This is a genomic window from Chitinophaga varians, assembly GCF_012641275.1.
Classification (GTDB): Bacteria; Bacteroidota; Bacteroidia; order Chitinophagales; family Chitinophagaceae; genus Chitinophaga; species Chitinophaga varians_A.
In genome coordinates this window covers 71,165-93,718 of record NZ_JABAIA010000004.1, presented here as the reverse complement: position 1 = coordinate 93,718, position 22,554 = coordinate 71,165, and the positions used below count along the sequence as shown (strand labels likewise).

At 41.0% G+C, this 22,554-nt stretch carries 18 protein-coding genes, 1 tRNA gene and 1 pseudogene; 8 read left to right on the top strand and 12 right to left on the bottom strand.

Annotated features, from left to right (window positions below):
• Nucleotides 1–6 precede the first annotated feature (6 nt).
• Complete coding sequence (locus HGH92_RS29830; protein WP_168874511.1) at nt 7–1,023, bottom strand: FecR family protein; 1,017 nt, start codon at nt 1,021–1,023, stop codon at nt 7–9.
• Nucleotides 1,024–1,089: 66 nt separating this feature from the next.
• Nucleotides 1,090–1,701 (bottom strand): RNA polymerase sigma factor, encoded by a 612-nt coding sequence (locus tag HGH92_RS29825; RefSeq protein ID WP_168874510.1) that lies wholly within the window; start codon nt 1,699–1,701, stop codon nt 1,090–1,092.
• A gap of 100 nt (nt 1,702–1,801) precedes the next feature.
• On the opposite strand from HGH92_RS29825, the gene HGH92_RS29820 reads away from it, so the two are divergent.
• From HGH92_RS29820 to HGH92_RS29785, 8 genes are all read left to right on the top strand, one after another.
• Nucleotides 1,802–1,969, top strand: a complete 168-nt coding sequence (locus HGH92_RS29820; protein ID WP_168874509.1) for a phosphatidate cytidylyltransferase — start codon at nt 1,802–1,804, stop codon at nt 1,967–1,969.
• Between the two features lie 180 nt (nt 1,970–2,149).
• Nucleotides 2,150–2,223, top strand: a tRNA-Pro gene (locus HGH92_RS29815).
• 529 nt (nt 2,224–2,752) lie between these two features.
• A complete protein-coding gene (locus HGH92_RS29810) occupies nt 2,753–4,465 on the top strand; it encodes a DUF262 domain-containing protein (RefSeq protein ID WP_211092793.1) in 1,713 nt (570 codons plus the stop codon).
• A gap of 238 nt (nt 4,466–4,703) precedes the next feature.
• Nucleotides 4,704–7,604: an ATP-dependent helicase gene (locus tag HGH92_RS29805; protein ID WP_168874507.1), complete on the top strand. Its 2,901-nt coding sequence runs from the start codon at nt 4,704–4,706 to the stop codon at nt 7,602–7,604.
• Between the two features lie 3 nt (nt 7,605–7,607).
• Nucleotides 7,608–9,587: a site-specific DNA-methyltransferase gene (locus HGH92_RS34100; protein ID WP_168874506.1), complete on the top strand. Its 1,980-nt coding sequence runs from the start codon at nt 7,608–7,610 to the stop codon at nt 9,585–9,587.
• Between the two features lie 26 nt (nt 9,588–9,613).
• Nucleotides 9,614–12,250 carry a TnsA endonuclease N-terminal domain-containing protein gene (locus HGH92_RS29795; protein WP_168874505.1) on the top strand — a complete coding sequence of 879 codons (2,637 nt, stop codon included), beginning with the start codon at nt 9,614–9,616 and terminating at the stop codon, nt 12,248–12,250.
• Between the two features lie 497 nt (nt 12,251–12,747).
• Entirely contained in the window at nt 12,748–13,647 is a 900-nt protein-coding gene (locus HGH92_RS29790) for a hypothetical protein (protein WP_168874504.1), read from the top strand.
• Nucleotides 13,648–13,760: 113 nt separating this feature from the next.
• Nucleotides 13,761–13,943 carry a hypothetical protein gene (locus HGH92_RS29785; RefSeq protein ID WP_168874503.1) on the top strand — a complete coding sequence of 61 codons (183 nt, stop codon included), beginning with the start codon at nt 13,761–13,763 and terminating at the stop codon, nt 13,941–13,943.
• Here the strand turns inward: HGH92_RS29785 and HGH92_RS29780 are convergent.
• The 10 genes and pseudogenes from HGH92_RS29780 to HGH92_RS29735 all read right to left on the bottom strand — a co-directional run bounded on the left by HGH92_RS29780 (nt 13,940) and on the right by HGH92_RS29735 (nt 22,524).
• Nucleotides 13,940–15,042, bottom strand: a pseudogene (locus tag HGH92_RS29780) (IS3 family transposase). The gene HGH92_RS29785 and the pseudogene HGH92_RS29780 sit on opposite strands and share 4 nt — an antisense overlap.
• Before the next feature lie 199 nt (nt 15,043–15,241).
• Complete coding sequence (locus HGH92_RS29775; protein WP_168874502.1) at nt 15,242–16,579, bottom strand: tyrosine-type recombinase/integrase; 1,338 nt, start codon at nt 16,577–16,579, stop codon at nt 15,242–15,244.
• Between the two features lie 51 nt (nt 16,580–16,630).
• The gene (locus HGH92_RS29770) at nt 16,631–16,918 is read right to left on the bottom strand and encodes a helix-turn-helix domain-containing protein (protein ID WP_168874501.1); all 288 of its coding nucleotides are present in this window, start codon (nt 16,916–16,918) and stop codon (nt 16,631–16,633) included.
• Between the two features lie 99 nt (nt 16,919–17,017).
• Nucleotides 17,018–17,320: a hypothetical protein gene (locus tag HGH92_RS29765; protein WP_168874500.1), complete on the bottom strand. Its 303-nt coding sequence runs from the start codon at nt 17,318–17,320 to the stop codon at nt 17,018–17,020.
• Nucleotides 17,321–17,371: 51 nt separating this feature from the next.
• Nucleotides 17,372–17,992 carry a hypothetical protein gene (locus tag HGH92_RS29760; RefSeq protein WP_168874499.1) on the bottom strand — a complete coding sequence of 207 codons (621 nt, stop codon included), beginning with the start codon at nt 17,990–17,992 and terminating at the stop codon, nt 17,372–17,374.
• 64 nt (nt 17,993–18,056) lie between these two features.
• Nucleotides 18,057–18,692 carry a hypothetical protein gene (locus tag HGH92_RS29755; RefSeq protein WP_168874498.1) on the bottom strand — a complete coding sequence of 212 codons (636 nt, stop codon included), beginning with the start codon at nt 18,690–18,692 and terminating at the stop codon, nt 18,057–18,059.
• A gap of 396 nt (nt 18,693–19,088) precedes the next feature.
• Entirely contained in the window at nt 19,089–20,060 is a 972-nt protein-coding gene (locus HGH92_RS29750; RefSeq protein ID WP_168874497.1) for a hypothetical protein, read from the bottom strand.
• 34 nt (nt 20,061–20,094) lie between these two features.
• Nucleotides 20,095–20,895: a DNA adenine methylase gene (locus HGH92_RS29745; RefSeq protein WP_168874496.1), complete on the bottom strand. Its 801-nt coding sequence runs from the start codon at nt 20,893–20,895 to the stop codon at nt 20,095–20,097.
• A 49-nt stretch (nt 20,896–20,944) separates the two neighbouring features.
• The gene (locus HGH92_RS29740; protein ID WP_168874495.1) at nt 20,945–21,664 is read right to left on the bottom strand and encodes a hypothetical protein; all 720 of its coding nucleotides are present in this window, start codon (nt 21,662–21,664) and stop codon (nt 20,945–20,947) included.
• Between the two features lie 38 nt (nt 21,665–21,702).
• Complete coding sequence (locus tag HGH92_RS29735; RefSeq protein WP_168874494.1) at nt 21,703–22,524, bottom strand: hypothetical protein; 822 nt, start codon at nt 22,522–22,524, stop codon at nt 21,703–21,705.
• Nucleotides 22,525–22,554: the final 30 nt, after the last annotated feature.

Genomic DNA, 22,554 nt, shown 5'->3' with positions numbered 1-22,554 from the left:
CGGGTATTACTTCTTTTGTATCCAGACTTCGTCGCCTTTTTGGTTGAATTTCATTCGGAAAACCTTTTCCAGCTGTACCAGCATGGTATCAGCATTATAGATGATGGGCATGGAGCCCGACACTTTGTATTTCAGCAGCTGGGTATCCGGAACGATAATGGTTTTGCCGAAGACCTGCTGCATGAATGCCGCAGCATCGGCGAGGGAATAATCGTCCATCACGAGACGGCCGGTATGCCAGGAAACGTACTGGCTGGCATTGACGCTGCTTTTGGTAAAGTCGCCGTCCTGTTTGTTGTACCGTACCATTTCTCCCGGTTGCAGGGCCATGGAGGTATTCCGGCCTTCGATATTGAGCTGTATCTTTCCCTGTTGCAGTACCACTACCACTTCTTTACCTGCGCTGTTGACATTAAACTGTGTGCCCAGTACTTCTACATTGATATTGTCATAGGTATGCACCACAAACCGCTGGTGTGAGACCGTATGTTTTACATGAAAGAAAGCTTCGCCGTCGAGCCATACTTCCCTTTGTTTGCCGGAGGTGGCGTACAACAGGCGGGAATCGGCGTTGAGCGTTACTTCCGAGCTGTCGGGCAGCAGGAGTGTCTTCGTTTCCCCCAGGCGGGTATGCGCGCTCACGATGGCGGGTGTATGGTCTTCGCGCCACCAGGACCATCCGCCGGCCAGGAGCATGCCTGACAGCAGGACTGCCGCATACTTCCACAGCTGACGCCAGTGCGACCGTGTAGCCGTTGCCGTGATGGGCGCCTCGTCTTCCAGTCCCCCGCTGATAGCTGCCCACAGCTCCTCTTTCTGCCCTTCAGAGAGCTGATACGATGTGAAGCTGATGCCTTGTAGCAGTTGTTTTGCTTCCCGGATGTCATTTTCCTTCTCCGGGTGTTGCTGCAGCCAGTGTTCCCAGAAAACATTCCTGGTGGACGGTTGCAGCACCCATTGCTGGAAATCCTCGTCCAGGGCAAAGTCACGGGCGCTATATGACAGATAATCTTTACGGGCCAAGTGGCGGTCTTTTTACTAAAGAGCAGGTAACGGGTTTTTTCTCATCACTTTTTTGGAGATTTTTTTTCATCTTCCCAAAAACAGCAACAGCAGCGGGAAAGGCAGGTTCTTTTTGAGGATGGCGATAGCTTTGGAGATGGTGTTATATACGGAATCCACCTGCATGGACATGATACCGGCCACTTCATTGTAACTGAGGTTCTGATAAAAACGAAGGTAGATGGCTTCCCGCTGGCGGCGGGTCAGGTTACCGAGTGCAGCCTGTAACAGCTTCTTTTGTTCTGCTGCGGTCTCTTCCTGTATCAGTTTATTCTCCTGTGGGGTGGTGAACTCAAATTCAAACCCCTCCCAGGAGTCGCGGTATTGCCAACGGCGGTCTTTTTGCAGGGAGCGTAGCAGGCGACGGCGCAGGCTGCTGATCAGGTAATAGCGGATATGTTGTACCTGCGGGCTCAGGTGTTCTCTGGTAAGCCAGAGGTCCTGGAACAGGTCCTGGATGTTGTCATTCACTCTTTCATGGTCGCGGCAGAAATGCATGCCATAATGATAGAGGTGATCAACATGGGTTTTATATATTTCAGCGAAGGCGTGGCGATCTCCCTCCAGCAGGCGTCCCCAAAGTGAGGAATGGGAAGGCACCACTTTCAGGTCTGCGCGTACTGCTTTCCCTGTGTTCATAACTATTTTGGTTGAGTTAGATAAAGCTGTGCAATTATTCTGACAAATACAAATCTTTTTTGGTACGGGATATGTATCGCGTTCATTTAAAAACATATCCATGAAAAAGCTTACCTCTCTCCTGTTAGTAATGATGATCGTAATGATGACCAGCTGCGAAGTTGTTGGCGGTATTTTTAAGGCCGGTGTATGGACCGGTATAATTATCGTGGCGGTGGTGATTGCATTGATCATCTGGCTGATTTCCCGCGGCACCCGGAAGAATTGATTATCATTCGGGAATAAATAAAATTCAGTTTAATATTCGTTATTCCTACATTGTTTTGTAAAGACAACCAAGTAGTTAAACCAACTATTTTTGAAAAAAAGTAACGCAATATTTTTTTAATTCAAATAATTACCTACTTTTGCATCCCCGTCAAACGGGAAACACACCGGAAAAAAGTTTCGGGACGTAGCGCAGCCCGGTAGCGCACTTGCATGGGGTGCAAGGGGTCGCTAGTTCGAATCTAGTCGTCCCGACGAACAAAATCAAGCACTTACATATTACTGTAAGTGCTTTTTTGTTTCCAGTAACCTCCCAGTAACCTCCAAATAAAATTGATTCAACACAAGGTTCCGGTAACACTATTCAAATCTATTTCATATGGTTAATTTTTATTGTGACATGAAGGTCATCCCAACGCTCAAACGGGACATCATACACGTATGAAATTTATATTCAAAGACATAAGGAATGGCACCAGACGAGAGATTACGGCAAATGCTAAACAAAGGCTTAAGCCATTAATGGATAGTTAAAATTTTATTTGTGGTTGTGGTGTTCAATATTCAATCATTCTATTAGAGGATACGACCTCTTAAGAATATTCAAGGCCAACACTATCTGTTACGTCAAGCATGATAAATATCTTTGATTCGAGCGCGTTGATGCACGGAGCCTTATATGCAAATTAATGGAAATCAAAAGATTTATTTATATTACATTCTATGTTAAATCTATTATTTCCTAATATTTATGAGTTACATTCCCAAAACCATCAGTGAGGTCGTGACAGAATACCTCAATAAAACAACTTTTCTACCCGCCATACAAAGGGAGTACGTTTGGAATACAGATGCAATTGAAAAATTATTTGATTCGATAATGTGTGAATATCCAATTAGCACATTTCTTTTTTGGAAGATCCGGGAGGAAAATAGAAATCAATGGACTGCATATGAGTTTATTCGAGATTTTAATACAGACAATCCTCATAACAAGGAAGCGAACTTAGCTGGTGTCAGTCATGATATTTATTTGGTTTTGGATGGGCAACAACGTCTAACCTCTCTGCTTATTGGACTCAAAGGCTCCTATAAATACTTCTACTACAGGTGGCATAAAACCAAATTATACATTAACTTACTTACCTCCCCTATACCTCCTGAAAATGCACAGGATCTTACCTATGAGTTTAAATTCAAGCCAGACAACAAAGCTGATCAAAAAAATTCTAATCCTCAGTATTGGTATCTAGTGGGAGACATCCTCAATTTTGAAGAAGCTGAAGATGCAAAGAAGAGTATCAAAACTGATTTGGCCAACTTTACAGAAGATCAGAGAGATATTGCCAACTCTAATATCGGGAAGCTCTTCTCTCGTATTCATATTGCCAGGACGCTGAACTATTATGAAGAAAAGTCTCAAAACTATGATAAAGTTGTAGAAGCATTTATTCGCGCCAACACAGGTGGCATAAAACTTGGGTATAGCGACATTTTGCTTTCCACTGCTACGGCGAAGTGGAACAAGTTGAATGCCCGGGAAGAAATACACGCATTTACAGACGAAATTAATTCTATTGGTAGTGGCTATTCTTTTGAAAAGGATTTCGTTTTAAAAGGCTGTCTATACTTAACAGAGAATCTGCCTATTCAATATAAAGTCCAAAACTTCACTCGTGATAACTTGGCGAAAATTGAAGATAATTGGGAGATAACTAAGAGCTGTATTGAGAAAGCAGTAAAACTGGTGTCAAAATTTGGTTTCAATGACAAAAACCTAGTATCCAAAGGGGCCTTACTCCCTATTGCACTTTACATAAAGCTCTTAAACAAGAAAAATTTCATAGAATCTACAGCTAGCACGGATGTGCTAAATCAGTTATCTATTCAACGTTGGTTGACCATTTCTCTATTAAAAAATGCTTTTGGAAGTTCTTCTGATAGTACTTTAAAGGTCGTCCAGGATGTGATCAAGGATCAAACAGACTATTCTGTGTTCCCTTTTGAAGAAATCAACAAGAAATTAAATATTGAATCTTTTTTTAATGATACTGAAATAGAGCAATTATTATCTGTGAACTATGGAACAAAGTATAGCTTCCTATTGCTATCGTTGCTATACCCTGATCGTGACTGGAAAGACAATAAATACCACGAGGATCATATATTTCCGAAGTCTGAATTTACTACATCAAAGTTAAAACAACGTGGGTATGATGAAAAAAGAATCGAGGAATATAAAAAATGCTACAATGCATTACCCAATCTTCAACTTCTTACAGATAGCGAAAATCTGCAAAAGAATGCTTGTGAATTTGATGAATGGCTGGTGAGCCGCGACTCGAACTACAGAAGCAGACACAGTATTCCTGACTTAGAGAGTTATGATTTTGATCATTTTACTTCGTTTATACAGGGAAGAATGGAACAAATAAAGAGTAAATTGCAGCAAATTACCATAGGACATAAAGTAGGCAACCTAGAGATAGCCGGTTGATAATTGTATTGTAGCAAACGGACAATTACTTGATTTGTTCTAAAGGCTTTGTGTTTTAACTCTTGAGCATTTTAGTAAAGAATGATGCAGTAAACAACAGCCACATTCCCTCCGTCTGCAAGAACAAACGGTAACTTTAGGCGTATAAGGAGTCAATTCAAGACGCTAAAGTTTTTGCCATATGAAACCGAATGAAAAAGTGTATTCGCTGTGAAAAAACCAATACTACTAGAAAGCAATGAGTAGACTAGCTGAATTTATTGGTCAAACCAAGGCCAACGAGCAGCAAAAGAAAGCAATCACCTGCACAGAGGGACCTTTGCTTATTATTGCAGGGCCAGGTTCTGGCAAGACGTTCACTTTGGTGGAACGAATTGTTTATCTCGTACTTCAAGGGGTTGCCGCAGAGCGTATTTTTGTAGCCACATTTACGGAAAAGGCCGCAAGAGAGCTTGTTAGTCGTGTGTCAAATAGATTACGGGAGATTGACATGAAAGTCAACCTTAATGCGATGTATATTGGCACACTGCATTCCCTATTTTTGCGAATATTGGAGGAAAACAGACTTGAAACCAGGCTGAAGCGCAATTATCGTTTATTAGACACCTTCGATCAACAATATTTTATTTTTCGTAATATCAAATCATATCTTCAGGTTCAGGACGCAGATCGACTTCTAGGTTCTCCTGCTGCAAGTAACTGGGATAAGGCACAAAAACTGATCAGTTATTTAAGCAAGGTCAGTGAAGAGTGTCTTCAACCCAGTAATCTAAAGGCTGCAACAGAAACTGAAATACGTTTAATAGGTGACTTCTATGATATTTATAAAAAACAACTAATTGAGGAAAATGCCCTTGACTTCAGTACGATTCAAACGGAAATACTGGATTTGTTGCAGACCCGGCCTAAGGTACTGGAAAAATTACAGGGTGCGTTTGATTATTTCATGATTGATGAATACCAAGATACTAACACTATCCAGGAAAAGATTCTATTACTTTTGGCCAACCGAAGTAAAAATATCTGTGTGGTTGGCGATGATGATCAAAGTCTTTATCGTTTTCGTGGAGCTTCTGTGCGGAATATTTTAGAATTTTCGAACCACTTTCCTGAGGGCAATTGCCAGCGGGTTACACTCAATATCAATTATCGATCTACGCCTGATATTGTACGTTTCTGCAACAATTGGATGATGGAATGTGATTGGACAGATGGAATAAGGACTTTTCGTTTTGAGAAGTCTATAAAAGCATACAGGCAGGATAGTTCTGACCAACCATCTGTAATCAAAGTAAGCGACTCCGGAACACAGGAAGAATATTTTACTACAATTTACCAGTTTATCGATGCTTTGAGGCAGTCCGGTAAATTGACAGATCTGAATCAGATTGCCTTTCTTTTCAAGTCCGTAAAGAATGAAAACGTTGTCGAACTTGCTAATTTCCTAGAGTCGAAAGATATACCAGTATTTTCCCCGCGTTCCTCGCTCTTCTTTGAACGCGAGGAAACACAGTTGCTTTTAGGGGCAATTATCTTTCTCTTTCCTAACCTATTTGATGATCTTAAATGGAAAGAGGAGGCGCGTCTTTCTATATGGGATACCTATTTAGCATACAAAGTTCGGTTTGCTGCCAAGCTTCGCAGCGATCCCGATCGTCATAATGCGCTGCTTCAATATTGTAGAAAGAGAGCAAAAGAACACCTAACACTTTCTTCTAACACCAACTATAGCTTCTCGAGCCTACTCTATCAATTATTAGAATTTCCCATGTTTGGCGATTATTTAAATACGTCAATTACTAAAAAAAATAATACGAGGGCTGCATACAACATTGCGATGCTGTCTAAACTATTTTATAAGTTTGAATATTTATATAATATAAACGTCCTAGGTCCTAAGAATCTCCCAAAGGTACTCCAGCAGCTTTTTAATCAATTTTTACGGTTTGTTATTGAAGGTGGGATTGAGGAGTACGAAGATTTTGATGAAGCCACGCCTTCGGGATGTATTTCCTTTATGACGATCCATCAGTCAAAGGGTCTGGAATTCCCGATCACTGTTGTCGGATCACTAAATTTGGTCCCTCGAAAACAGTTTGATCAGATCGATATTATCCTCCAAAATGAATATTATGACAAACCACCCTTTGAACCTATGGAAAAGGTTAAAAATTTTGACTTTTACCGACTGTTCTACACCGCCTTTTCAAGAGCGCAAAATCTCCTAATATTGACCGCCAGAGAACAAGGGGGTCAAGGTAGGAACCCATCCAAATACTTTGAAACCCTTTATCGGTCAACTCCCGCTGACTTCAATATAAATCAGTTACATTTAAATCAGGTAACAGCTACCAACGTTAAACACGAATACTCGTTTACTTCTCATATCCTATTATATGAAAACTGCCCATTGCAGTACAGATTTTATAAAGAGTTGGAGTTTGTGGAAGTACGAACGGGAGGTGTGCTCGGCGGTAGTCTTCTGCACCAGACCATCGAAGACATACACAAAGCTGTTCTTCGAGGCGAAGAAAACCAGTTAACTGATGATCGAATATCCGATTGGTTTAACAGTAATTATTTTCTTCTATCTAGACAGCAAAGATCATATATGCACCAGGGGCAGTTGGATGCACTACTTAGGCAGATAATCCGTTACCGAGACAGAAACACCGGACTTTGGGACCGCATCAAAGAAGCAGAAGTTGATGTGTCACTGGTCAAAGACAATTATATACTCAGGGGTACAATAGACCTCATTCGAGGTGAAGATGACACTGTAGAGCTAATTGATTTTAAATCGGGAGATAAGCCGGATGTTAACTCAAGTGACACCAAGGACAGGCAACTCATGGCCCGTTACCAACGGCAGTTGGAGGTATATGCTCACCTAGTAGAAGAACGTACTGGACAAAAAGTGTCAAAAATGCATCTTTATTTTCCGAAAGAAGACGAAGGAAGTCCTTACATTTCTTTTTTATATAACCCTGAGCGGATTACTAATACTATAAGGGCATTTGATGAGGTGGTAAACAAAATTGAAAATAAGAACTTTGATATGGATACGGTGGTAAAGTCAGAAAAGCAGTGCGGAAACTGCGATATGAGATATCATTGCAATCCAAAGCAATACGATTAATTTATGGAAAAACTGGGATTAAAGATCGAAGAATCAATCGACTCTGTTGAAAATTACAAATTCGAGCCTATAAAAGGCTATCCAATGCTGCACTGGAAAGGAAAGCGGCCATTCACAGCAACACCGTATTTTCCGGCACAACTCAAAGAGCAACATGGACAGGAAATTAATGGTTGGATCAATAAGATTTTTTGGGGAGATAATCTTCAGGTTATGGCACATTTGCTCAAGCAGTATCGCGGGCAAGTGGATCTAATTTATATTGACCCTCCTTTTGACAGCAAAGCTGATTATAAGAAGACGATTCGGCTAAAAGGAGTCCAAGCTCAAAATAATGCTACAGCATTTGAGGAAAAACAATATTCTGATATCTGGAATAATGACGAGTATTTACAGTTTATGTACGAGCGAGTGATTTTGTTGAAAGAACTACTTTCAGACAAAGGTCATATTTTCCTCCATTGCGACTGGCATAAAAGTCACTACCTGCGTCTAATATTGGATGAGATCTTTGGCTCAGAAAATTTTAGAAACGAGATTATTTGGGTGCGCTCCACGAATCCTAAAGGATCTCAGCATGCAGCTTCTCGCTTTAGTACCTTCACAGATACGATTTTGCTTTATTCAAAAAGCGCACTGGCAAGCCTTCGATTAGACAGAATCAGGCGGCCGCTCAATGAGGAGGAAATTGCCGAAAAGTACCACCGTATAGATGATAAAGGAAAATTCTATGATGGTCCAATTATTCGTTCTCTCTCAATGGGTGAACGTCCGAACCTTGTTTATGAATATAAAGGCTACACTCCTCCGGCCTCTGGTTGGAGGGTTAAAAAGGAGACGCTGAAAAAGATAGATGCTGAAGGAAACCTCGGCTGGTCTTCTAACGATGTGCCATTCCGAAAGTTACGACCAGAAGATGATAAAGGAAATCCAATAGGAAACATATGGGACGATATTTCACTGATTAACTCCCAGGCTCAAGAACGCGTTGGCTACCCAACACAAAAGCCAATCGACTTGCTTAAGCGTATTATTTTGGCGTCAACAGAACCAGGAGATCTTGTTTTTGACTGTTTTATGGGTTCTGGTACAACACAAGTTGCAGCAATGGAATTAGGTCGAAAATTTATTGGAGCTGACATAAACCTGGGAGCCATTCAAACTACGACTAAGCGGCTTATCCATCATTCAGTATCATTGAATCAAGTGATTGCGGAACCTTCACTTGATATGGATACTGATGAGCAAATTGAAGAGGAGGAAAATGAAAAAAGTATCAGCACTATTTACACAGGATTCCAAGTATACAATGTAAATCACTATGATGTATTCCGAAATCCGGTACAAGCAAAAGAACTTTTAATAAAGGCCTTAGAGATCCAGCCTCTGCCGAATAATGCACTTTATGATGGTGAAAAGGATGGCCGGATGGTTAAAATTATGCCAGTTAACCGGATAGCAACAAGAGCCGACCTTAATGAATTAATCACAGGATTTGACTATAAAGTGTTTGAGAAGCGAAATACGGAAAACCCTGGAAGGGCTGTTGAATATTTATTACTCGTATGTATGGGACATGAGGCGGACCTCGCCGCCGCTTTGCAAAAACAAATGCCTTATAAATTAGACATCGAGGTAGTTGATATCCTCCGCGACAAATCGAATTTAGAGTTTAAACGTGATTCCGAGGCTAAAATTAGCATTGATTCTGAATCACTTACAATTGAACAGTTCTACCCGATGAATCTACTCCAAAAACTATCGCTAATGAAAGAGCATGTTGAAGACTGGAAAGAACTAACCGAATCAATCATGATTGATTTCAATTTCGACGGAGCTGTTTTTGAGCCCCAAGTAATCGATATTCCATCAAAGGAAGAACTGGTTGCTGGCAAATATCCAGTCCCCCAAAATGCAGGAACTATAAAAATCCGGATCACGGACTTGCTTAGTGAATCCTTTGAAATGGAGTTGGTTAATTAATCTAGTGGAACGATATTTAGAAAATCATGGTAAAACAACAACAAAACGAAATTGAGTTTCCTTTTTATGTGTACCTGAGGGCTTTTTATAACCAGGAGCGCAAAAAGATACTGACTTCCTATAACACACTAACCCGAAAGTTTATTAGTTTTAATGATCCGGATAACAAAACTTCATTTTTACGTAGGCCACAATTTGAAGCACTGGAAATCTATGTTTTCTTAAAAGAGTTCTGCGAAAACAAGCACCTACATGAAATTTTTCAGGAATGGTTTGACAAATCCGGCAAATTCAATAACAGGTCGGACACTGGAATTTCAAGCTCAGGGCAAACCTCTTTATTTGGCCCAGTGGAAACAAAAGACTCGGACGAAAAGAAAGCTTTTAAAGCCGTCTTTGAGCAAATAAAGAAGTTTGAACAAATATATCCTAACTTCATTTTTGCTCTTACAATGGGCCTAGGTAAGACCGTACTTATGGCCACTTCCATATTTTATGAATTCTTGCTTGCGAACAAATATCCTAAATCAGAACGGTATTGCCATAATGCGCTGGTTTTCGCTCCTGACAAAACAGTACTTCAGTCTTTAAAAGAGATCCAAGTTTTTGACAAATCTAAGGTAGTTCCTCCAGAATATATTAATTGGCTAGAAGCGAATTTGAAATTTTATTTCCTGGACGAAAGTGGAGACGCTCTCAATACAATTGAAAATTCCAAGTATAATGTTATAATTTCCAACTCGCAGAAGATCATACTGAAAAAGCAACACAAGACTAAGAGTGCTTCCCAGCTCCTTTTTGAGGATTTTAACACTAGCTATAAAGCTAAAAGCCTTAATAAAGACTTTGAAGATCTCTATGGATTTGAGATAGACACAGACCAGGATCTAATCACGAATCAGCGATTTGCCAAACTTACCAAGCTTAAACAGCTTGGAATTTATGTAGATGAAGCACATCATGTCTTCGGAAACCAATTGGCAATTGACTTTGGGCTGAAGAAATCTTCAACAAGTCTGAGAGTAACTATCAATGAACTGGCGGAAAACCTGAAAGAAGCCGGTACGAGAGTAGTAGGTTGTTACAACTACACAGGAACACCTTATGTTGGCAGCCGCTTGTTACCAGAGGTTGTGTATGCTTATGGGCTAAAAGAGGCAATCAATAACCGATACCTGAAAAAGGTCAATATCAGCGGCTTTACCAATGTTAAAACACAAGCCAAGGCATTTGTTCGTACAGCCATAGTAGAATTTTGGAGTAGTTACAATAGGAAGCGCTATGAGGGCTGCTTACCCAAGATAGCTTTTTTTGCCTCTTCTATTGAGGAACTTGATAAAGAGTTACGGCCTGCTGTTGAGGATGTGTTAAGTGAACTAGGAATTCCTCTTTCGAGCATCCTTGTTAATGTAGGTGATGCCAAACTGACTAGTAATGATGATCTACGTGAGTTTAAGAATTTGGATACTCCAACCTCCGAAAAGCAATTTATTTTATTGGTTAACAAAGGGAAAGAAGGCTGGAATTGTCGGTCGCTCTTCGGAGTCGCACTGAATAGAGAACCTAAATCCAAGATATTTGTGCTTCAAGCCGCAATGCGTTGTCTGCGACAAATTGGCGATGTTCAGGAGACTGGAATGGTATTTCTATCCGACGAGAACGTACGTATCCTTAATGAAGAATTGGAAGAAAATTTCAAGTTGTCAGTAGATGATCTCAATGAAGCCGGAGATAACTCTGAAATTATGGAAGTCAGACTGGTTCCTCCGCCTGTGAAGGTAAAGCTTAAGAGAATTAATAAACTCCATCAACTGGTCCCTAAAAAAATTGGAGGTTCTGTAGATCTCGAACTAGCATCCTTCGATACTGAAAAGTATAAAATATTTCGTTCCCAGCGAAACATTACTGATTTGTCTAAAAAAATTGGTCAGGAGGTAGATTTTTCCCATATAAAGGACAAAAGACAATATTCAGAGATCATGCTTATTGCGGAGATTTCAAGGTACCTTAACGAATCTCCAATCAGAATTAGAGAACTCCTCGTAGATTCCGTAGATGGTCTTGATCAGGTGATCGCAAAAGTTAACGAATTTAATGAAGTACTTCACGACTGGATCATACCTCGACTTTTTGGAACACTTTACACCATTAAAGAATATACCGATGAAGAGGATATGGAAATCGAACTGATTAAGGAACCTAAAGACGGTGATTGCTACAAGGTAAAGGCGAGACAGGAACTTATTGCAAGTCTTGACTCAGAGAGATATGCTCCATTTGCCGAACGGTCCTTCCATGTAGACAAGTATTGTTTCGACAGCAACCCCGAAAGCAAGATGTTTTGGACACTGTTGCAAGATGAACGAATCGAAAAGGTGTGGTTCACAGGTATGTTCACACATGGGCAATCTGACTTTGTTGTCAACTATATTGATCCAGAATCTCATACAGTAAGAAGTTACTATCCTGACTTCCTACTGAAACTGAAAGAGGAAGCAGGAGACGGATATGTTATCCTGGAAGTTAAAGGTGACAATAAAATTGAAGATGCAGTGGTTAAAGCTAAGTCAGAATATGCCACCCAAATAGCAGGAGCAAGCGGCATGGTATATAAAATTATTAAGGCTAGCGATGCAAGTGCTGGAATACGACTGAAATATTAATAATATATATTCAGGAATTTAAAAAGCATGTAACTAGACGGTAAACAAGCTGTGTCAAGGGCAAAAAGTAGCTTTTGCCACAGTTTATTTTACACTCCCGACCCAAAAGAAAAATCAGGCTGAAAGCTACCCTCAAACAGTAACGTTTTTAACTAAGGTTCCTATTCATTGAGGTCACCTCACATTTTTTGGAAAAAAAATAATCATCGGAGTACTCTACTTAATTGGATTGTAATTTACACGGAATTCTACGCAAATTACACCTAGCACAACCTCATAAATTATTCATATGTTTGTAAACAGAAATATTTAACATGCATATTGTAAAAAGCCACATATAGGCAATTGACCTCAGTAGGATTGAAAGAAAAACTATAATAAATTAATTATCCATGAAGTTGCAATTTCTCTAGCATTGGGTATTTTCTCCGAAAAGGCCTCAAAATTTGAAACAAATAATCTGAATTTTTATTAATTGTACCCTACAAACTTAAAAAATGCTTTTACTTGCCAGCACACAAGAATCATCTAATGATTTGATAATCAAATACTATGGAACAAATGAAATAGAAATCTCAGCTTTAGCAAATAGTATAATAAATATTGCCAATGTCATACAAGGAATTAACAGTGAACTGTATACAGGAAAAGTTATTCAAATTGAAATAAGTTCGATAGAAAATGGTAGCTTCATTGTTCATCTTAGAATTAGGGCATTCCTACAGAATTTAAGAAGAACTGTATTCACTAACGATAATATTTCAACAACTGCAAATATTATTGCAATCGTTGGCGGAATTTATGGTTTAATGCTGTTTTTAAAAGGAGATAAACCTGAGGCAATAGAAAAAGAACAAAATGAGGTAATTGTAAAGAATGATTCAGGAGAAACAATGATTGTTGACAATAGGGTATATAACATATATATTGGAAATAATGAGATCAATACCTATGCTGTAAAAAGTATTGAGTCAATTCAAAAAGATAATCGGATTACAAATTTTGAACTCCAAGACAGCTCGGGACAAACGTTGGTAAATATTCCAAAAAAATCATTTCCTGCAATCACTGAGAAGGAAGACATTGCAAAGGCTCACAATCTTAGGACCATTACAAAACAAGGAATTCTAAATATCGAAACATTATCCTTTGACCATCGCATCAAATGGATATTTTATTATGAAGGACATAAAATATCAGCCAAAATTAAAGATGAAGAGTTTACGAAAATGATAGATAGTGGTGAACAATTTGCAAAGGGAGATAAGTTAGAAGCAGAAATCGAAATTACCCAAGAATACGATAGTTCGGTTGATGTTTATATCATCAAGAGTTACACAATAACAAAAATAATCAATCACATACCAAGGAATAACCAACCAAGATTAGATTTTTAGTAAATCCATCTAAATCAGATTTAGTTACTCTGACCTTCTATGTAAGTACCCCATCTAGGAGACTATTACATAAAGTGTGTCAGTAAAAAGTTTTTTAACTTTAAACTGACAATATGGAAAAGCAAAACTTTGATTTCGAAGCCTTCAAGAAGCAAGCGGCGAGCCGTTTGAAGAACGGAGATACGCTTTTAGGCAAGGACGGCGTGCTAACGCCGTTGCTAAAGGAGTTTCTTGAAGGCGCCCTGGATGGTGAGTTGAAAGTTAGCTTGTCCCCAATCCTGTACACGGTAAATTAGAGATTTTGGGCGTTTTTATGTCTTTCAACGACCTCGTTCGGCGTTAGATTATTAAGCGAACTGTGGGGGCGAAAATTGTTATACTCCCAGCGCCAATGTTCGATTTTCTCCTGGGCATCCTCAAGGGATAAGAACCAGTTCACATTCAGACATTCATCCCGGAAGCTACCATTGAACGATTCGATAAAAGCATTATCGGTGGGCTTTCCGGGTCGGGAGAAATCCAAAGTTACGTTATTTTCATAAGCCCATTTGTCAAAATCCTTGCTGATAAATTCACTCCCATTATCAACCTGGATTCGCCGGGGAATGATATTTTTTTGACGTTTTAAATCTTCCAGAATTTTCACCACATCGATACCTTTTATTGATTGCCCAACCCCGATTGTCAGGCATTCGCGACTAAAATTATCCACTAAAGTTAAGGTCCTGAATTTCCGTCCGTCAAACAGCTGATCTGCCACAAAATCCATCGAACAGCACTGGTATATTCCAGTTAAGCCAGGCCGTTCCAACCGATGTGCTGCTGCTTTACTTCTACGTGGACGCTTACTTCTGAGATTAAGCCCCTCTTCCTTGTAGATACGATGTACGCGCTTACGATTATCTTTCCAGCCTTCTCTACGCAGCAGTATATGAATCCGCTTATACCCATATCTTACCCTGGCTGCAGCAATCTCCCTGATACGCTGTCGGACCGGCAAATCGCTCTTCCGCTTTGATCTGTAATACCACTTCGAACGGGCATACTTCACCACTGAGCAAGCCCGCTTTACAGCTACCTTATAGCTGGCTATCAGGTACTGCGCGTGTTTCTTTATCTGAATACGCGTTAAACACTTTTTTTTAGTACATCCTGTAACATTTGCTTGTCCAGGCTTAGATCCGCGACAATCTGTTTCAGTTTGAAGTTTTCCTCCTCCAACTGACGTAATCTTTTAAGCTCTGTGACTCAAAGCCCGCCATACTTCTTTTTCCAGTTGTAGAAGGTCGCTTCACTCACTCCCATTTTTCGACAAACCTCCTGGACCGACACGCCGGTTTCTGCCTGCTTGAGCGCAAACACGATCTGAGCTTCTGTAAATTTGGATTTTTTCATGGCAATTACTTCTTTTTAAAGTTACCCATAATTGCCCATTTTCTCTATTTTTAAACTGTCCGATTTTGCGGTAGAAGGTCAGTGATCGCCTGAAATTACGGTTATAAGGTGACACAGTTTATTTTACACTACCGTCACAACTACATTCTCGCACATGTTAGGCAAATTAGTACTATTAAAACTTAAGTAAAAGTCGCGATTAGATCCTCCTACCCTTTTTTTGCTGTTTTTCAGGTTTTCGCTTATTTACGGTTAACGCTTTGTTTATGGCATCAGCTACAGGCTTATCATCGAGCTCCTCCAGGTATACCACAGTTTGCTCTTCCGTCTCATGCCCTAACGCCTCCTTGATAATGGAAATATCAACGTCGTTATTCCTTAAGTGGGTGGCAAATCCATGTCTTAAGGAGTAACTTGTGAACTTTCTTTCCCATCCAACCATTTCAGCCATCTTTTTGAGGTCTTCATTAAATTTTCTTAATTGATGATGAATGCGCGAATCAACTTTTCGAGCGGTGTCATGCCGCGAAAACAAAACAGGGAAAAGATAACCAGCATCACTTTGTTGAGGATAATTTTTAAAATATTCAACAATTTCAATTGCTCTGGGATGTAGGGTGTAATCATACTCTCTATGGTTTTTAGATCTTGTATAACACAAAGTCCCATTGGCGACATCCTCACGCCTCAATTTACACACGTCACCAAAATTGATTCCCCTGCCATAATACATAAATTGAAGAATCAAATGAGATCTAAAGATTCGACTGCCAGGATCAAATTTAGCATCGATTATATCTTGTAGAAAATCCTGGTTGATGGAGCGCTTTTTAGTTCGTATCCTCTTGTAAGCACGGAACTTAATAAATTTGGAAGGGTGATGTTCTTCTCTTGTGCAATATCCTTCCTTGATAGCCAAATTCCAAATCCGGTAATATGTTCTCAGATACAAGCTTATTGTAGATTCCGACGCACCGGCCGAAACAAGTCTCTCATACTTCTGATGGTCATCCTTTGTAAATGCCAAGAATGGCTTGTCTTTTTCTCGTTCCCGTTCATCGGCAGGAATGAACTTATTATTAATTAGTTTACTAACTGTGGATCTCGTGCTCTCAAACACATCCGCATATCCGGGGTTACCCGCCTCCTCCAACTCATTAATTACTTTATCAAAAAACTCCAATATTTTAAGCTGATCATGCTGTAACGGCAAATCTCCAGCCGTATGCAATACTGCTCGTTTTACCTCAATACATGAAATAAAACGTCCCGACCTCTGCGCCTTTTTTAGTTCAAAGTCAATATCATCCATTATTCTATTGATCTTCTTAGAAAGCTCTTTATAGTGAGGGTGACTTGGTTTAGGTAACATATGCACCTCATCCCAATTCTCGACACTTGAACTATAGCCTAGAGAAATAAATTCTTTTTCTTTATATTGTGATAGGCGAATTCGTACCTCATACTCCCCTTCCTTAAAGGACTTTCCGGACTTTTTAATCTTTCTTAGCGTGTAGATCAGTGATTTTACCTCCATACCCTAACTATTAATTAATACCCTCACAAACAGAACCTCTTAACCGAAAAATCATCTAAGAATTTCGGCCAGATGCTTTTTTCCTTTAGGTAGACTCAACAATGCTTGATCTAACTCATCTGCATGATAATAACAGATACCGCCTATTTTTCGGAAGGGTATAATTCCATTATTCCTAAGTGACTGAAGTGTAACTTCCGAAATTTCAAGAATAGCTAAGACATCTTGGGTTTTAAGCCACTTCTTCGTCTTGTTATTATAGATAATTCCCTCTATATCAATCAATAGCTTTGATCTGAACTCTTCCAAGTCCTCCCTGGTCAAAAAATCTATGGTCATAGGTTATCATTGAGAAATTGATAGTTTTTCGAATATTCAACAGAGAATAAAAAGCATTCATCTTACATAGCAGAAAGCCAAATGCCGGCCCAAATGGATTCAGCAACTGCTAACATTAAATACTTTAACACTTTCGATTCCATGCTTGCGGATATTTTCTTTAAAGTCAAGCCATAGGCGAATGTTATAATCCGCCAACTCCATTAGTTCATCCTTTGACAGGTTACTTGGATTACCGATGCCAATAGGACTTTCTCCATCAACGTTATTTTTATGAGAAAAAACATTAGGAACATAACATTCACCTATTTCAAGCGAGGGGCTAATCCCAATGCAAATTCCAAATAGCTTTACTTTTTTTCCGGACATAAAGGATAATATCCTTTTTTTTATTTCCGCCATAAGTCAATATTTAATTTTTCATTCATGATAAAAAATGGATCATCACCGCCATCACAAACGTCTTTTAATAGGACGTTTCCGGTTTTCCATCGTATCTTGACGATAAGTAATTATATTCGGAAGATCGGAAAGCTTAAATGGCCGATATCCCTTTAAAATCCTACCTACAAGTTGGCGATAAAAGACGCGGTTTTCGGTATCTGGATTATTAACAATGTGATTATTAATAATATCCTTAACAACTTCCATCATGGGGTCTCTGCGGCCCGTCTGATGTGCCATAGTATGTTCATGATCATGCAGTGCTGTCGTCAGTACCACATCAGAACCTACCAAATGAACTTCTTGCTGACAGATCAATAGATTAAGCTTTCTGGCCGGGTCAAAATCTTTTTCCGGATATACCGAACTTTCAGATACAACGATAGAAATCCCCTTGGCGTACTCAGCAAACCGCTCTCCTATCGGGAAATGATCTTCATCCGGAAAAGGAAATCTAAAGCTGAACCCCAAATCCGGTTTTGCGTATTCAAATGGCATAAGACTGCCAGGTTGCTGCTGAAGAAAACCTGAAGCCAATGCAGCTACGAACTTTTCAAAAGTTGCATAATACAAGTTCTCATAGTTGCCTATCGTTACTGGTCGCCCTTTGTATTTTACAATTTCTGCCATAGCACTATTTAGCTATAATGATTTATTAAAGCACTTCATTATTTCGTAGTAACCTGCATCTTATTCATAACTTACGTTTGGATTGCCCCTTTGGCGGAAGCGCTTTTAACTTCCCGGTATCCGCTATTATACGGATATCCTCCTTTAAGTTCCTATGCAGATGATATCCTTTGAGGATGCGCAAACATACCTGACGGTAAAAGTGCTTTTTATCAGCATCAGGTTCTGAGGCTATATGATGTTTTACAATTTGAGCAAGAAGATTTTTGACGGAGTCGTCGTCTTCCAAGCGGGCAAGCCTTTCTGCTCCCTGATACACCACGGCCAGACATAATTTTCCATCGGATTGGCGGTGAACCAACCTTTGCTGGACAATAGAAATCTCATTGCAATTTGCCTGAATGGTATCATCCGGACCGAAAATAAGATGCGCTTTGGAAGGGTCATATCGAACAGGTAAACCACGCATGTAGTCGCCATTGATCTCTCCGAATGGCAAGCCATCTTCATCAGGAAAAGGAAACCTAAAGCGATTACCGTTTTCAGGAAGAAGATAGTTTATTGGATAGTCATTTCCTTCGCATCGTTTGAGATGTCCCGATTTATATGCCTGGAGAAATTTTTGAAAACTGGTGTAATACATATTTTCCACGGTGCCGATTTTCACCTCTGTTCTATTATACCTGACGTATTCCCCCATCTTCTTAATTTTTTTTCTTCAATACTCGATTATCGTTTAATCCCTCGATATTGCGCCAGCGTGTGGATACAATAGGCCATTAAAAATTCGAATTCTTTAATAAATTCAAGCGCTTTCCTCCGCTTCTGCTTCATACGGTAATAAATGACCAGGGTACAAGCACTTACGTTGCCACTCGCCCGGCTGCCGCGCCCTCATTATAATATCTGCTGGTGAACGGATAGTCAATAAAGCATCGGTATGGTACTTCCCATAGATATTTTGATCAAAGTGTACTTCAGCGACATTCTCCTCCGAAAGTGCCATTACCTTCCCACTACTGCGTTGCATACAAGCCAGATCTGTAGCGAGGTCCCGAGGCATTAGGACTGTTTTTCCTACAAGGTGTCTGTTGTATCAACGCTTTACACTGGGGGACTTCCTCTTCTTAGGAGGCTCCTGCAGCTTGGCAGAATGTCTTATATTGGATACATCTCGTTTTTTCCTGCCGACCGCTGGTATAGAAAGGCTGTGTTCCGTCCCCTTCTTGTCTATAAACCTAAATCCTGCGATCCTTGGATCCACCCAAAGGGAACCTTGTATTTTTTCGCTGTTATTGTCAAGACATGCGGGTATAGGCTGACCACTGTTCGCTTTGGACAAAATGTTACGCATCTTCTCCAACTGAACGACCTGGGGTAATGCTTCAATAGCTCCACGCAGGTCAAAGTCAGCATATTCCTTTAAATGACCATTCTCGGCCATGAGCCATTGGCCTTTCAAGGGTAAGATCAAATGGCCATTGCTATTGATCTCTGGCTTGTTTACAGCCCTGCCTTGCAATAGGTGATAAGCTTCCTTTATATCGATATCGTCGATCTGCCCCGTTACCGGAAATGACATTTCTTTCCTTATGCCAATCTCAGGAAGTGGATACGGTACCAGCTTTTCCATGGGCGTGCCTTTCCAGTATTTACACATGAGCATTTCCACCGCCTGGCGGGCTATATCATTCTCCCTGGCCTCCATCACTTTTGCCTGCGTTAGTGCTGAACCAGGCTGCGACAAAACGGACCGCTCCTGCCACTTAAAGGCTTTCAGCTCTTTTTCCAGACTAGCCGTATCAATTAGGGCCGTTTTTGCATGCTGGATTTCAGGAAAGGAAAGTGTATATACGGTATAAAATACGACTTCCCACTCCTTGCCCTTATCGAGGTTATAAAGTGCGTAATTATACCGGACAATGTCCGTTTCCGTGGGATAATATTGACCCTGTACATCTGTTTTCCACGGCGTTCGCGGCCTTAGCAATTCGGGGTCCAGCCATTTATCCGCCAGGTACAATTCCTGTAGATAGGCTAACAAATCCTCCGGGCTATTAGTCTTCATATCCAATTCATTTAAATAATCATCAAATAATAGTTCAGTGTATCGGGTAGTTCGCCGTTACCACTTCTGTTTTTTCCTTTTGTTTGCCGCTTTTTGTATTGACGGTAACCAACATCGATCTCTGTTTCTGTTGCCAGCCAAGCTGTTTAACAAAACCATCCAGGATTGAGGACGGATAGGAGGATAGTAGGAATTTTCCTTTAATGCCCGAGAGAGTATTTAACAGCGCGGTAAAGTCTGCTTCGGTATAACCTTTGTAATGTCCGAGATCGCTGCCGATATAGGGCGGATCGCAGTAAAAGAAAGCCTTTTCATGGTCCCGGCTTTGTATAACATACAAAGCGTCGGCGCATTCCAGTTGGACGCGGGACAGTCGCCGGGCAATCTCAGGAGTAAAAGAGATCCTTTTGTTCTCGATCCTTTTGGAGGTGGTGTTATCCGTCTTATCGTAACCAAATGTCCCATCCAGCTTGGCTGCAAAGCTCATCGCTGCAATCGTCCATATGGCCCAGGCTCTTTTTATCGGATCGAACATGTCCGGGTTCTGGTTGATGACCATAGCCTGGCGGAAGGCATCACGACTATGAAGTGTATCCTGCACCAGCTTATTAAGCTTTGGGAACTGCGTTTTAGCCATCCTGTAAAAGTTGATCAGCTCTCCGTTGGTATCATTGATCACCTCCACACGAGAGGGCTCTTTGTGAAATAACACTGCCGCCCCGCCGCAAAAAGGCTCCCCGTAAAGGACATGTTCGGGTATCATGGAGATGATCCATGGTGCAAGGGTCTGTTTACCGCCATAGTATGTCAAGGGCGGTCTTAGTCTGTCAGCCATATCCAATCTATTGTTTAAATACTTCCTGATCGATCACTATTAAATATTTTCAGGGCCGTAATCCCCGGCCCGGCCTTTTCCTGAACAGCCTTAACTCTGTATTTCGTGCGGCCATTTCAGGGTGGACCTTGACGATACGAAGTGCTGTGCCATCCTCCAGGAAAATACGCAGGTCGTCGATGTCAGGCGCCGCTGATATGAACACCGGCCGGTCGCCGGATGTACCCTGGATGTGACAGGGCACCTTATCCCCGTTCATCAGATCGACAATAAGGCTGCTTCCCGGCGTTTCCTCCATATATTCTTTGATTCTGTATCGAACCAACAGTGCCTCCAGGTCATAATGGGATCCCAGCATCGTGAACTTACCATCAGGAAGCCACTGCCAGCTGGAGGATGTTACCTCCGGATTATTCAGGACTTGGGAAAATCGGAGTAGGGAGCGACCGACCAGCAAGCTATAGGCCTGCCTAGCCGTAAAATCTTCGAGCGTACCCTGAAGCTTAAAATAACGGTGACTCCTCAGATCATCGATATTGCCTGCCGGGATCAAATCGGCAACAGGCGATTGCAGCCAATGCTTTACCAGCAATGCAGTGGCCACGGTTGAAGCGCCGTCGGGCAGCCCTTCCAGGAGTTCGGGCAAGGAAGATAAAATTGTGCCTGCGAGTTTATCGTGCTTGCCACGCTCATGGACAACCGGCTCAACGGACAGTTCGGCCCATTCCATCTCCCGGGCGATGGAAGCAGTATCTTTCTCCAATTCCATATCAACATAAAATTTAAAAAATGATCTGCCGTGACGGCCTATGGTTTTAATCCCCTAGATCTTGATTTTCCCCACTCAATCTTCTGCGGCTTTTTTTTTTCGTCCCCAGGACCAGTTTCCTGCTTTTGTTCCGGCGCCTGTTGCTGGTGCTCTTCCTGTTTTTTCCGGGGTATGGATACAGCCTCCACTACGTTGCCTGCCGTATCCCTCAGCATAGCGCCTTGCTGCTTTGGATTGATGGTGATCATTCCTGTCTTCTCCTGTCCTGCTTCGAAATACTGGACCCGGACAATATTGGCCTTCCTCAGCTTTTCATCCAGCCGTTCAAGACTAAGCGAATATTGAACCTCTTTGATCGGCGTCTGAAATCTTTTGAGTGCTTCTGTGGGCAGGAAAGGCTGGCCGCCGAAATAGTTCTGGTGATAGGTCTTTTCAGGAAAATTGTTGAATTCGTTCTTTTCGCTGGTCACATCAAGGGAAATCCAGGTATTATACTTTTCTCCCTCTTTGTCGAAAAGGTTCTTGTTGACGGCTACATCCAGCCCATGCTTTAGCATGCGGTATGCTTCTGCGGCAGTAATCATAAACCGGGTGGGAAAAGTATGTTCCCGTATTTCTCCCGGGCGCTCCGTATTTTTTAGCAAACCTGCAGTGAAGGAATTGAAGTATACGTTACCATCCTTTTCACTGCGTGCGAAGTGAAGCTGGTAGCCGATCTCATCGCCATTCTTCATGGTGGCGAAGTGTTCGATCATAAACGCTTCAGCGGGGGAATTGATCTTTTCTTCGAGCTCCCGGTAAAGCTCTGTACCAAAGCCCTTACGGTATAATTGCTCTTTAAGGTTTTCCAGATTGTCCATTGATATAATTTTATAACTGAGCAAAATGGG

What these genes read in the sequence shown, in the direction of transcription:
- HGH92_RS29825 (WP_168874510.1), bottom strand. Translation starts at nt 1,701, where the DNA reads ATGAACACAGGGAAAGCAGTACGCGCAGACCTGAAAGTGGTGCCTTCC.
- HGH92_RS29820 (WP_168874509.1), top strand. Translation starts at nt 1,802, where the DNA reads ATGAAAAAGCTTACCTCTCTCCTGTTAGTAATGATGATCGTAATGATG.
- HGH92_RS29805 (WP_168874507.1), top strand. Translation starts at nt 4,704, where the DNA reads ATGAGTAGACTAGCTGAATTTATTGGTCAAACCAAGGCCAACGAGCAG.
- HGH92_RS34100 (WP_168874506.1), top strand. Translation starts at nt 7,608, where the DNA reads ATGGAAAAACTGGGATTAAAGATCGAAGAATCAATCGACTCTGTTGAA.
- HGH92_RS29795 (WP_168874505.1), top strand. Translation starts at nt 9,614, where the DNA reads ATGGTAAAACAACAACAAAACGAAATTGAGTTTCCTTTTTATGTGTAC.
- HGH92_RS29790 (WP_168874504.1), top strand. Translation starts at nt 12,748, where the DNA reads ATGCTTTTACTTGCCAGCACACAAGAATCATCTAATGATTTGATAATC.
- HGH92_RS29785 (WP_168874503.1), top strand. Translation starts at nt 13,761, where the DNA reads ATGGAAAAGCAAAACTTTGATTTCGAAGCCTTCAAGAAGCAAGCGGCG.
- HGH92_RS29775 (WP_168874502.1), bottom strand. Translation starts at nt 16,579, where the DNA reads ATGGAGGTAAAATCACTGATCTACACGCTAAGAAAGATTAAAAAGTCC.
- HGH92_RS29770 (WP_168874501.1), bottom strand. Translation starts at nt 16,918, where the DNA reads ATGACCATAGATTTTTTGACCAGGGAGGACTTGGAAGAGTTCAGATCA.
- HGH92_RS29765 (WP_168874500.1), bottom strand. Translation starts at nt 17,320, where the DNA reads ATGGCGGAAATAAAAAAAAGGATATTATCCTTTATGTCCGGAAAAAAA.
- HGH92_RS29760 (WP_168874499.1), bottom strand. Translation starts at nt 17,992, where the DNA reads ATGGCAGAAATTGTAAAATACAAAGGGCGACCAGTAACGATAGGCAAC.
- HGH92_RS29755 (WP_168874498.1), bottom strand. Translation starts at nt 18,692, where the DNA reads ATGGGGGAATACGTCAGGTATAATAGAACAGAGGTGAAAATCGGCACC.
- HGH92_RS29750 (WP_168874497.1), bottom strand. Translation starts at nt 20,060, where the DNA reads ATGAAGACTAATAGCCCGGAGGATTTGTTAGCCTATCTACAGGAATTG.
- HGH92_RS29745 (WP_168874496.1), bottom strand. Translation starts at nt 20,895, where the DNA reads ATGGCTGACAGACTAAGACCGCCCTTGACATACTATGGCGGTAAACAG.
- HGH92_RS29740 (WP_168874495.1), bottom strand. Translation starts at nt 21,664, where the DNA reads ATGGAATTGGAGAAAGATACTGCTTCCATCGCCCGGGAGATGGAATGG.
- HGH92_RS29735 (WP_168874494.1), bottom strand. Translation starts at nt 22,524, where the DNA reads ATGGACAATCTGGAAAACCTTAAAGAGCAATTATACCGTAAGGGCTTT.